Below are 11,624 nucleotides of genomic sequence, written 5' to 3'. Positions count from 1 at the left end.
TCATGCCAGAGGTGATATTGATGAATACAAGCTGCGACACAATTAGGGACAGGCAGCCTGCCATGCGCCTTGCTGAGCTTGCCAAAGCGGAGCATGCCCCACCCACAGACGAGAGTGAAAAGAGTCAAAATGAAAAAGATGCTGACCCTGTTTGCCGTGATCCTGGCCATTGGCCTGGGGGCACCTCACGCCGAAGCCAAGAAATTTGGCGGCGGCAAATCCTTTGGTAAAAGTTACAAAACTGCGCCGGCCCAGCCTGCGGCCAAACCGGTCGACAACAAGAATCCGACACTGAATGCCCAGACTCCGCCGAAAAAGAGCGGCATGATGGGTGGCCTGCTGGGCGGCCTGCTGGCTGGCGGCCTGTTTGCCTACCTGCTGGGCAGCGGTGCCTTTGAAGGTCTGCAAGGAATGGACTTCCTGCTGATCGCCCTGCTGGCGCTGGGTGCCGTCTTCCTGATCCGTACCCTGCGCAAGGGCAAGGTCGCGACGCCACAGCCACAACAGGCGGCCTATGCGGGCTATCAGCCACCGCAATCCGCGGCCCCGCAGCAGTTTGAGCAGTGCAACAGCGCACCGCAAGCCACCGGCTTTGCCGACAGCGACGTGCCGTTCCGCCTGCCGCCGGGCTTTGACATGAACAGCTTCCTGGCCGGTGCCCGCGATCACTATCGCACCCTGCAAGAGGCGTGGAACAAGAACGATCTGGAAAAGGTGCGCGAGTACGTCAGCCCCGAGCTGTTTGAGCAGCTCAAAGCCGAGCGCGCCGAACTGACTGGCGACCAGCACACAGAAGTGATGTACGTCGATACCCAGCTGGTACGTGCTGACTATGGCAGCGACTGGGCCCAGGTGAGCGTGCGCTTCAGCGGCCGCTACATGGACCGTCAGGAGCAGGTCGAAGAAGACATCAAAGAGGTGTGGCACCTCGAACGCGATCTGGCCAAGAACAATGCCCCTTGGCATATCGTTGGTATCGAGCAGCTGTAAGGTTTAGATTGTCACTACGCAAGAGGCGGCCCATAGGCCGCCTCTTTTCATTTCATCCCCTCACCTGACCTCCTACAGGCGATGGCTATCGTCATTGATAATTGAAGAGTTGTGACCAATCCCAAGATGACATGTCACCACGCACATAACGACAAAGGGCAGCCACCGGCTGCCCTTTGGGATCACATCTGGGGGTATGCGCCCCGCAGACGAATCAGTTGCACCCTTCGGCAGATGTTGAGTTCAGATAGGTCACCTCATTGGACGGTTGATAATCGGCCACGTTGATCACCTTCTTGATCTCGATGTACTCCTTCAGCACGGCTGCATCCACCAAGCCGGCGTTGATGGTATCGATCTTCGGATAGCCGTCACCACCGGAGGCGCTGAAGCTCGGGATCGCGAAGCTGTAGGTTGCGGCCGGATCAAACGCCTTGCCACCGATGCTGGTGATATTGACGCTCTTGGCCTGGCAATCCACCGCCATATCGATACCGCCAAACTGGGCATAACCACCGGTATTGCGGGTCTTGCTTGCCACCTGACCCAGATAGGTCGCCAGATCGCTTCCCTTCATGGCCGCCTTGTTGACCGTGTTGCCAAACGGGTGCACCAGCAGCACGCTGCGGTAGGTGATATCACCGGCCGGGATGCTGTCACGCACACCACCTGAATTGACGATACCAAAGTCGACCCCCAGCTTGATGCTGGTCGCCGTGGTGATGAGACGACCCAGGTTGGTCTGCTTGTTGCGAACCGAGTTGCGATCACCAACCAGCAAGCCATCTGCCGAGCCAATGACGACATTCAGCTCTTGCTGACCTTTCTCCTGATAACCCAGCAGGGTGTTATACAGCTCGGGATCCTTGGTGATCTCGTCCTGTACGAACTGCATCTTGGTCGGGTCCTTGGTTACGACGCCGTTAGCATCGATCGCCTCGCCCTTGGCGTTGCGCTTGATCAGGTTGACCGGGATCAGCTCATAGCTGGTCAGGGTCAACTTGCCATTCTGATACTCAAACTGAGCACGGCCCACATACTTGCCCCACTCGTGAGCCTGCATGATCCAGGTGCCGTTTTGCTGGTCCGGTTGGCAGTTATCACCCGGTTTGAAATTGGCGTACTTGTTGGTGGTGCCCGGTTCCATACAGACCGGATTCTGGGAGTGGCCACCAATGATGGCATCCAGAGTCCCTGCCGGCAGTGCACGAGCCATCTCTACATCGCCCGGCGCATTGCTGCCGTGCTGACCATTCTCGTAATGGCCCATGTGGGTGATGGCGAAGACCAGATTGGCCTCCTTGTTGCTGCGGATCTGCTGGCCCAGTTTGGCCGCTTCCGTAGTCGGATCGCGGAACTCCAGAGTCTGCACGTTGTTGGGGTCAACCAGCTGGGCGGTATCCTCGGTGGTCAGGCCCAGTACGGCGACCTTGAGACCGCTCTCTAGCTTGAACACCTTGTAGGGGTCAAAGTAGTGTTTGCCACTGGCCTTGTCATAGATGTTGGCCGAGAGCATGGGGAACTGGGCCCACTTGCGCTGCTTCTCCAGCACGCTGAGAGGGTTGTCGAATTCATGGTTGCCCACTGCCATGGCATCGTAGCGAATGTTGTTCATCGCCATGAAGTCAGGCTCGGCATCCTGCAGATCTGACTCCGGCACGCCGGTATTCACATCACCACCGGAGAGAACCAGTACGTCACTGCCAGCAGCCTTGGCATCGGCACGCAGCTGCTCGACCAGAGTCTTCTGGGCAGCCATACCGTACTCATTTTCAGCATTGTGCCAGAAACGGCCGTGGGTATCGTTGGTGTGCAGGATAGTCAGTTTGCAGACATTTTCGGTGCAGGGTGCAACGGTGTCATTAGTCGAGGTATTACAGCCAGTCAGTGCAGCAAGCACGGCCAGTGCCACGCCGCCTTTGATAAAGTTATTATTCATTTCCATATCACCTTGATTGTTTTGTTATTTATCAACCCTGTCCAGCGGGTCGGGCGCCAATATAACAAACAACAGATGACCGTTTTTCATCGATGACTCACAAATTCTGCTAATTGTGATCTTCGGCCCAACATCCGGCTTCCTGCTGATTTGTCAGGTTTTTTGTTGAGCAGTCACTCACTTGCTCCCCTCCCGCACCAAGGAGGCGCCACCCGGACGCGCCTTTATGGCATACTCCCCAGCCAGCCATGCCCGAGGAGATGATTTGATGGCCAAGTACGACAAGATTTCCCCCGAGACCCAGCAGGAGGCGATGAAAATTGCCCGTGCCAACCAGAAGCCGGGGCAGACCAAGGAGCAGACCCAGCTTATCGCGCAAGGGATCCAGAAAGGCATCGACGAATACAAGAAACAGATGAAGGCACGGGCCCGCGAAGCGAGCCGCCAGAAAAAATTGCAGGCCAAAGCCAGGCAGCCACAGGGCGCGCCACAAACCGAAGAGCAAGACGCTCAGCTGGAGCTGGTTGAAGTAAGCCATCAGCATCCCCTGCCCTGGATCTTGCTGGTGCTGAGCTGGCTGGGATTTGCAGCAGCCTGGTTCTGGTTGCACTAAGACGCGCTAGCAAACCTTTATCCGGGATCCTCTTCACAGCCCGGGCCCGGGCTGCTGGTGATTACCTGCGAAGAGTGATTAAATCCCGCGCCTCTTGCACCGGACTCCCTGTTTTTTGACGCTCAGTTTCAGGAAAGATGTTATGAACCCCGCTCCGCTCTATCTGCTGGCCCCTTTTGTACTGTTCCTTGTGACCATGCTGCTCTATCGCATTTCGCCGCTGCGGGCGGTTGCCGCCGGTGGGGTACGCTGGTTTATCCTCCCCGCCTTCACCCTGTTTATTTTACTGATCATCATCAACGGTGCCGCCGATCCCGCCCTGCGCGATCCGGCATTCCACTGGTTGATGCCGGGCCTTGGCTTTGCCCTGAGCCTGTTTCCGGCCCTGCCCAAGGCGCTGGTGCCACGGCTCGCCATCAAAGAGGGGGCCTTTGCCGCCCTCGGCCTGATGCTGATGAGCCTGGCCATGGTTTACTGATCGGCTGGCACAACCGTTAGCATGGCTCAAGGGGCGCTCTGTGACGGGCGCCCCTTGTACAAACAATGGCCTGCAGGCATCTTGGTGACAGGATAACCAGCAAGGAGGCCAAATGGACAATCCGCCCGATTTCATGGCGCTGTGGGATTATCAGGATCCCGCCGCCAGTGCCCTTCGTTTTCACACCCTTCTTCCCGAAGCGCGCGCCGCCGCCGACCTGCAACTCGAACTGGAGTTGCTGACCCAAATTGCCCGTACCCACTCGCTGCAGCGCCAGTTTGCCGAAGCCCACCAGCTGCTCGACGAGATAGAGCCTCGCCTCACAGATACAACCCCCAGAGCCCGGATCAGGGCCCTGCTGGAACGAGGCCGCACCTTTAACTCGGCGGGCGACAAAGCCAGTGCCAAACCGCTGTTTGAACAAGCCTGGCAGTGGGGACTCAAGGAGAAGGAGACCTATCTCGCCATCGACGCCGCTCACATGATCGCCATCGCCGCACCGCTGGAAGAGCAGAGCCGCTGGCATCAACTGGCGATGGAGCTGGCTGAGCGCAGCAGCGATGAGAAGGTGCACGGCTGGCTAGGCCCCCTTTACAACAATCAGGGCTGGGCCCTGTTCGAACTGGGCCGCTTTGAGGAGGCGAAAATCCAGCAGCAGAAGTGTCTGGCCTGGCATCTGCAACATAACCAGCCGGCCAAGGCGTTTATCGCTCGCTGGAGTCTGGCTCGCCTGACCCGGGCCCAGGGTCAGCACCAGCAGGCGCTGGCAGAGCTGCACCAGCTCAAGGCCGATATGGCCGAGGCAGGCGAACCTGAGGATGGTTATCTGTTCGAGGAGCTGGGGGAAAATGCCTTGGTGCTGGACGATCCGCTGGCCGCGGAATACTTCTCCCGTGCCTGGTTTCTGCTGTCGCAGGACCGCTGGTTCAGCGCCAACGAGGGGGAGCGACTGGCCCGCCTCAAGCGCCTCGCCAAACTCTGATCCTCAAAATAGAAAGGGCGGCACGCTAACCGCCCTTTCTGCTGGCAAGATGGTTCAGGCCCGATTGGACTCTTCCCACCCCTGCTTTTTACGGTAAATGGTGGAGGGGCTGATCTCGAGCAGGGCCGCCGCTTTAGGAATGTTACCGTCACAGCTGGCGATGGCCTGTTCGATCACCTCTTTTTCCACCAGCCAGAGCGGGCGGATAGGCCCGTTGGCCACGCCAGTGGCGGCCGGAGCCGATGCCACCGCTGCCGCAATCGCAGCCGGCAGTTGGGGGCGAACCCCATTGAGAGGTGGCGGCAGAATATCCGGGCTCACCAGCTCCTTGTCATTGAGCACCACGATATTGCGCACCACGTTTTGCAGCTCGCGTACGTTGCCAGGCCAGGGGTAGTCGAGCAGCACTCGCGCCGCCTCGACATCGAAATCCTTGAAGCGTTTGTTCTCCTCCTTGGCGTAGCTCTGCAGCAGGGTGCGCGCCAACAGCAGGATATCCTCGCCCCGCTCCCGCAGGGGCGGCAGGGTGAGGGGAATGACGTGGAGCCGATAGTAGAGATCCTCACGAAAACGGCCCGCTTTCACCTCGACCAGCGGATCCCGGTTGGTGGCGCAGATAAAGCGCACATCCACCGTCTCGAGCTTGCCGCTGCCGACCCGCTGCACTGTGCCGGTCTGGATAAAGCGCAGCAACTTGCTCTGCAGATCCAGGTCCATCTCGCAGATCTCGTCGAGAAACAGGGTACCGCCATCAGCCAGACTGGCCGCCCCCTTGCGATCCCCCTGGGCACCGGTAAAGGACCCTTTCACATGACCGAAGATCTCGCTCTCCATCAAATCGTGGGGAATGGCGGCGCAGTTGAGGGCAATAAAGGGCTGCTCGCTACGGGGACTGCACTGGTGAATCGCCTCGGCACACACCTCTTTGCCGGTGCCGCTCTCGCCAGTGATAAAGACGGTCGCCTTGCTGGGCGCCGCGCTCTCGATGATGCGATAGACCGCCTGCATCGCCATGGAGGCACCGATAAAACCGAAGAAGGAGCTGCGCTCGAAGTTCTCCCGATAGTGGGCAACCAGCGAGCTCAACTGCTGGTGTTTCAAGGCATTGCGAACGGTGGCGCAGAGCCGCTTGCTGTCAAACGGCTTGGTCAGAAAATCGAAGGCACCGAGGCGCATCGCCTCCACCGCCACATCTACCGAGCCGTGGGCGGTGATCACCACCACAGAGCAAGGCAACTGCTGTTCGGTGATCATCTGCAGAATATCCATACCGGACATATCCGGCAGCTCCAGATCCAGCAGCACCACGGGGGGAGGACTTGCCAGCAACTGCGCCAACGCTTGCTGACCACAGTCGGCCAGCACCACCTCATACCCCTCCTGGCGCAGGTACTGTTCATAGACCACCGCCAGACTACGGGTATCTTCCACCAGCAGGACACGCGATTTATTTTCAGCCACTGGACTCATCCTTGTATTTGATTCTGCGATCTATTTTGCCTTATTTTCGCGCGCAAACCCAACGCCAAGACAGCTCTGTTATCCCGCGATTGCAGGGAATACACAAGTAAAAACGGCTCCTTAAGGAGCCGTTTTTAACTACAAGAAGGGATTACTTCTTGGCGTCGTCTGCAGTCGGCTTCTCGATAGCCAGCAGCTCAACGTCAAACACCAGCACGGCGTTCGCCGGGATGGAGCCTGCACCGTGCTCGCCATAGGCCAGCTTGGACGGCAGGAAGAACTTGAACTTGGAGCCAACCGGCATCAGCTGAACACCTTCGGTCCAACCCGGGATAACCTGGTTGAGCGGGAAGGTAGCCGGCTCGCCGCGATCGACGGAGCTGTCGAACTTGGTGCCGTCGGTCAGGGTACCGGTGTAGTGAACCTTGACGATGTCGGTAGATTTCGGCTTGGCGCCAGTGCCCATCTTCTCGACCACGTATTGCAGGCCGGATTCAGTGCTCTTCACACCCTCTTTCTTGGCGTTGGCAGCCAGGAACTCTTCGCCCTTCTTCAGATTCTCAACGGCGTCTTTCTCGGCCTTGGCCTTGGTCAGCTCGTTGATCTTGGCGTCGTAATCCTGCAGTACCTTCTGGATCTCTTCATCAGTCATCTTGGCTTCTTTGCCCAGACCGTCAGTCACCCCTTTCAGGATCACGGCGTTGTCCAGTTTGATGCCCAGTTCCTGCTGACGCTCCAGGGTATTGGCGATGTAACGACCCATGGAGAGGCCAATTGCGTAGCCAGATTGCTCTTCAAAGCTCTTGGCTTCGGCCTTGGTCGCCTCTGCCGGCTTGCTGGCTTCTGCCTTCACTTCGGCGGTATTGGCCGCAGCAGGCTTCTCGTCTTTTTGGCAAGCAGTCAGACCGACGGCAACGGCCGCCGCCAACAGGGACACCTTCAGAAATTTGTTCATCAGTTTCTCCAAACTCCAAATACCGCTCTCGGTTCCATCGTGAAATGAGAGGTTTATCGTGATAAGCGCCTTATACTAACGCCGTGATCGCAGGTAACAAAAGCGTGAGACCGCAAAAATGATAAAAAGTGCCATTTATCTGGTGAGCCTCTGTTTAATGCTCACCGGTTGCGAGCAGAGCTCCCAACCCAACCAGCAAATGACCCTCGCCAGCACGGGTCTGCTGACCGCAGATCTCTCCAGTGATGGCAAGCAGGCCATCGTCTCCAGCATCAGCCAGGGCATCATCGTCTGGGATCTGGAACAGAACCGTCAACGCTGGCGCTGGAAGCAATCCGACTCTACGGATGATCTGGTATTCATTACCCGTTTTTCCGAAGGCAACAGCCATGCCGTCACCGCCACCCCCGATACCTTTGCTACCTGGCGGCTGAACGACGGGCAATCACAAGGCTACTACTCACTTCCTGAATCCAGGCTGAGGGACATCGCGCTCTCTGCCGACGGTCGTTATGTGCTGATCGGGCGGGAAGATGGCAAGGCCGAGTGGCTCGACACCCGAAGCGGCCGTCGCCTGCAGTTTCTGGGGCACACCGAACAGGTCAATACGGTGGATCTCTCCGCCAACGGTCGCTACGCCCTGACCGGCGGCAACGACTACAGCGCCTATCTGTGGGATACCCGTAGCGGGCAGGTGAGCTGGCGCTTCAACCATGGTGGCCGGGTGATCATGGCCAGACTGGAGCCGAGCGGCCGCTACGCCTTCACCGCCGACAGCAGCCGGGCCAGCATCTGGGATCTGAAAACCGGCAAGGAGGTGAGTCAGCTGCAATATGATCACCGCTTCGAGGTCTACACCAGCGCCCGCTTTGCCAACGATGGCAAGTGGCTCATCACCGGCGCCCCTTCCCGTCAACTCTCCCTATGGCAAGTGAGCGATGGTGCCCTGCTGCAGAGCTGGCGCGTCTCGCCGCAACCCAAGGTGAAACCGCCCAGCGCAGTGGTCTACGGCGTCGCTTTGCGCGACAATAGCCATCTTGTCAGTGCCAGCTCCAGTGGTCTGGCCGAAATCTGGACAATCAAGTAAGGACCCGAAGGCCCATGAGTCAGCATTTAAACGAACGCATCGAAACCCTGGAAACCCGTCTCGCCTACGCGGAGTACACCATAGAGCAGCTCAATGACGAGGTGACCACCCAGGGCCGTGAACTCGATCGACTCAAATACCAGATCCAGCTGCTGATCGATAAACTGCAAAGCGTACAACCCAGCCAGATTGCCAGCATGGCCGAAGAGACCCCTCCGCCGCACTACTGAACCGGCGCCATCTCAGCTCAGGCAATATGGCTTGGCATAGCTGTCAGCCAATAAAAAACCCGCGATTATCGCGGGTTTTTTATCATCGGCCTGGCCGTGATCAGTGGTGATGACCCTTGCCACCACAACCGCCACCACCGCAGCAGCCGCCGTGACCATGGTCGTCGCCGTGATCGTGGCCATGATCGTGACCGTGGCCAGCACCACCGCAGCAACCGCCGTGGCCGTGATCCTCATCGTGGTCGTGACCATGACCGCCACAGCAACCGCCGTGATCGTGGTCATGACCGTGATCGTGACCGCAACCACCGGCACCGTGAACATGGCCGTGAGCCAGCTCTTCGGCAGTGGCAGCACGCACATCCTTGATCTCGACCTTGAAGCCCAGAGTCACGCCAGCCAGCGGATGGTTGCCATCCACCTTGACGAACTCTTCGGACACTTCAACCACGGTCACCGGACGGTGGCCATCGTCGGTTTCAGCCACAAAAGTATCCCCTTCGGAGACTTCCATGCCGTCGAACAGCTCGCCCGGTACTTCTTGTACCAGTGTCTCGTCGTATTCGCCGTAGGCCTGGCTCGGTGCCAGAGTCACTTCGAAGGCTTCACCTACCGCGCGACCTTCCAGCTCGGCTTCCAGGCCAGAGACCAGGTAACGGGTGCCGTGCAGATAGACCAGCGGCTCTTTGCCGACAGTGCTGTCGATGACTTCACCGTGCTCGTCGGTGACTGTGTATTCCAGCGTAACCACGCTCAGAGGAGCTACTTTCATGTCAGGATCCTGCGGATAGAAAAAAACGGGCTCAGAATACCCTAAAAAGCGGGCCGCGCATATGCCGTGCGGCGCCACGGAGTGACGAAAAAAACGGCAACAGCGTCAGCGAGGAGACCCGCACTCCACCCGCCGTTGCCACATCAGGGGCGAAACACCCCGATCACCTCTTCCGCCTCGCGAGTCTGCTTGTCGACCTCGGCAGGCGTTTGTACCTGGGTATCGCCACAGGCGACGCAGGTCACCTTCTCGACTCCATGCTCCAGATACAGCATCATGTTGTCCAACTTGCCGCACGCCGGGCAAACCGCACCGGCAATGAAGCGTTTTTTACGTCTGGTTTCCATATTTGTTACCTCCAGGCAGCATCATATCAGGGTTTTTACATGCATCACGCCATCGAATACCACCATTTTTCCTGTGAGGGATTGCACGCCGGCAACCGCAAACGGACCCCGGTCGGGCAGCTGTTGCGGATCACCCGGGGCGCCGCGCTGCTGAGACTGGGCCAACATGAGCTGTTGCTGCCGGCAGGCAGCAGCTTCTGGCTCTGCGCCGATGCCCTCGCGGCCTTCAGCCCCCTCAGCGGTTGCGAGTACGATCAGCTGAGCGTCTCTTTGCGCGTGGCTCAGCCGCAGCAGGCAGGCTGGCTACAAGCCACTCCGCTGCTCGATGCCCTGCTCGACTCTCTGGCCCGGTGGCAACGTCCGAAAGAGTGGCAAGGGGCCTACGGTCAGCGACTGCAGGTGATCCTGGATGAGCTGCAACAGTGCGCCATCAGCCAGCAGGATAACGAAGCGCTACAGCAATGCTGGCAGGCTTTGGCCCGCGGCGAAGCACAAGCCCTGGTACAGTGGCAGCAACTTGATGACGTACCGCTGGCAGGGGAAGAACTGCAACAGCAGTGGCAACTGCTGCAGGCGCTCAGATTGCTCAAGGGCGGCAGCAAACCCGCGCAGGTGGCCAGCAAGCTGGGTTATGCCGATGAGGCCGCATTGCAAGCGACCTGCCAGCTGTGGGGTGTTGGCGAAGATGGAGCTCAATAACCGGACACAGGTATGAATGCGCCAACTAAATTGGCTGAACGAGTCCAGTTTTTTGCCAGATGGTCGTTAACAAGGAAGGGCCATCCCCCCCGTAATCCTTTATGCTAAAGGCCTGAAGTGACTGCCAACCTTTCGACCAACAGGACATCTGCCATGACGAGCAAAGCCAATCAATCCCAGGGCATGTTGCTGTTTCACCTTTCAGCCCAGCAATCCTTTGCCATAGGCACCCTCAAGGTAAAGGAGATAGTCCCTTACACCCAGCTGACCGCCATGCCGCACTCGCATCCGACCGTGCTGGGGGCCGCCAATATGCGCGGCGCCACCATTCCGGTGATCGACATGGCGATGGCGGTGGGTTATCGCCCCATCAGCAAGGAGGAGATGCCCCACTGCTTTATCATCATCACCGATTGCCGCCGCACCCTGGTGGGCTTTCTGGTGCGAGGCATCGACAAGATCACCGAGTGCAACTGGCGCGATATCGAGTCACCTCCCGCCGCCCTCGGCCACAATGTGTTTGTGACTGGTGTCACCCGGGTCAATGACCAGCTGATCCAGCTGCTGGATGTGGAGCTGATCCTCTCCCGGGTCTATCCGGACGATCCGAGCCACCTCTATCCGGTGCTGACCGATGTGCAGCGGGAGCGGATCAAGCCGATGCGGATCCTGCTGGTTGATGACTCCTCGGTCGCCCGTCGCCAGCTGATGGCAGCCCTCGATTACATCAATATCCCTTATGAGGTCTGTACCAATGGCAAGGACGCACTGACCCTGATGCAACAACGTGCCAGCCAGCAGACCCCCATCGATATTCTGGTGAGCGATATCGAGATGCCTGGGCTCGATGGCTACGAGCTGGCCTTCGAGGTACAGAGCGACAGCAAACTGGCGGGGGCCTACATCATCCTGCACACCTCCCTCTCCAGCGAGATCAGTGTGGAGCGGGCCCATCAGGTGGGCGCCCATGAGGCGCTGACCAAGTTCGAGGCCAACGAGCTGATCCAGGCCATGTTGCGCGGTGCCGAACATCACGATCGCCTGCTGAAATAAGCCAATGACTGGCGGGAG

The 11,624-nt window shown here is 58.6% G+C and carries 13 protein-coding genes; 8 read left to right on the top strand and 5 right to left on the bottom strand.

The window, feature by feature from the left end:
• The first annotated feature begins 129 nt into the window (after positions 1-129).
• On the top strand, positions 130-990 hold the full coding sequence (locus G5221_RS07005; RefSeq protein ID WP_266134379.1) for a Tim44 domain-containing protein: 861 nt from the start codon (positions 130-132) through the stop codon (positions 988-990).
• A gap of 214 nt (positions 991-1,204) precedes the next feature.
• Here G5221_RS07005 and ushA read toward each other — a convergent pair whose 3' ends face one another.
• A complete protein-coding gene (ushA, locus tag G5221_RS07000; protein ID WP_266134380.1) occupies positions 1,205-2,929 on the bottom strand; it encodes a bifunctional UDP-sugar hydrolase/5'-nucleotidase UshA in 1,725 nt (574 codons plus the stop codon).
• 268 nt (positions 2,930-3,197) lie between these two features.
• On the opposite strand from ushA, the gene G5221_RS06995 reads away from it, so the two are divergent.
• The 3 genes from G5221_RS06995 to G5221_RS06985 all read left to right on the top strand — a co-directional run bounded on the left by G5221_RS06995 (position 3,198) and on the right by G5221_RS06985 (position 5,002).
• Complete coding sequence (locus tag G5221_RS06995) at positions 3,198-3,542, top strand: DUF2956 domain-containing protein (RefSeq protein ID WP_064338659.1); 345 nt, start codon at positions 3,198-3,200, stop codon at positions 3,540-3,542.
• Between the two features lie 142 nt (positions 3,543-3,684).
• The gene (locus G5221_RS06990) at positions 3,685-4,020 is read left to right on the top strand and encodes a hypothetical protein (RefSeq protein WP_005358483.1); all 336 of its coding nucleotides are present in this window, start codon (positions 3,685-3,687) and stop codon (positions 4,018-4,020) included.
• A 112-nt stretch (positions 4,021-4,132) separates the two neighbouring features.
• Entirely contained in the window at positions 4,133-5,002 is an 870-nt protein-coding gene (locus tag G5221_RS06985; protein ID WP_266134381.1) for a hypothetical protein, read from the top strand.
• Positions 5,003-5,056: 54 nt separating this feature from the next.
• Here the strand turns inward: G5221_RS06985 and G5221_RS06980 are convergent, their stop codons facing one another.
• Both G5221_RS06980 and fkpA read right to left on the bottom strand, forming a co-directional pair.
• Positions 5,057-6,463 (bottom strand): sigma-54-dependent transcriptional regulator, encoded by a 1,407-nt coding sequence (locus tag G5221_RS06980; protein ID WP_076494970.1) that lies wholly within the window; start codon positions 6,461-6,463, stop codon positions 5,057-5,059.
• Between the two features lie 151 nt (positions 6,464-6,614).
• Positions 6,615-7,418 (bottom strand): FKBP-type peptidyl-prolyl cis-trans isomerase, encoded by an 804-nt coding sequence (gene fkpA / locus G5221_RS06975; RefSeq protein WP_005335283.1) that lies wholly within the window; start codon positions 7,416-7,418, stop codon positions 6,615-6,617.
• 118 nt (positions 7,419-7,536) lie between these two features.
• Between fkpA and G5221_RS06970 the strand changes: the two genes are divergently transcribed.
• Together G5221_RS06970 and G5221_RS06965 are read left to right on the top strand one after the other, a co-directional pair.
• On the top strand, positions 7,537-8,505 hold the full coding sequence (locus G5221_RS06970) for a hypothetical protein (protein WP_266134382.1): 969 nt from the start codon (positions 7,537-7,539) through the stop codon (positions 8,503-8,505).
• A 14-nt stretch (positions 8,506-8,519) separates the two neighbouring features.
• Complete coding sequence (locus G5221_RS06965; protein ID WP_158111350.1) at positions 8,520-8,735, top strand: SlyX family protein; 216 nt, start codon at positions 8,520-8,522, stop codon at positions 8,733-8,735.
• A 100-nt stretch (positions 8,736-8,835) separates the two neighbouring features.
• On the opposite strand, the gene slyD is transcribed toward G5221_RS06965, so the two are convergent.
• Positions 8,836-9,507: a peptidylprolyl isomerase gene (gene slyD / locus G5221_RS06960; RefSeq protein ID WP_100645229.1), complete on the bottom strand. Its 672-nt coding sequence runs from the start codon at positions 9,505-9,507 to the stop codon at positions 8,836-8,838.
• 143 nt (positions 9,508-9,650) lie between these two features.
• A complete protein-coding gene (locus tag G5221_RS06955) occupies positions 9,651-9,854 on the bottom strand; it encodes a YheV family putative zinc ribbon protein (RefSeq protein WP_005335287.1) in 204 nt (67 codons plus the stop codon).
• A gap of 39 nt (positions 9,855-9,893) precedes the next feature.
• Here G5221_RS06955 and G5221_RS06950 point away from each other — a divergent pair, with 39 nt between their 5' ends.
• Complete coding sequence (locus tag G5221_RS06950) at positions 9,894-10,553, top strand: hypothetical protein (RefSeq protein WP_266134383.1); 660 nt, start codon at positions 9,894-9,896, stop codon at positions 10,551-10,553.
• Between the two features lie 153 nt (positions 10,554-10,706).
• Positions 10,707-11,606, top strand: coding sequence for a chemotaxis protein (locus G5221_RS06945; RefSeq protein WP_227342036.1), 900 nt, complete (start codon positions 10,707-10,709; stop codon positions 11,604-11,606).
• The last annotated feature ends 18 nt before the right edge of the window (positions 11,607-11,624 follow it).

It is taken from the genome of Aeromonas sp. 602200 (assembly GCF_049173895.1).
In the GTDB taxonomy this organism is placed as follows: domain Bacteria; phylum Pseudomonadota; class Gammaproteobacteria; order Enterobacterales; family Aeromonadaceae; genus Aeromonas; species Aeromonas veronii_A.
This window is presented reverse-complemented; position numbering and strand designations above follow the sequence as displayed.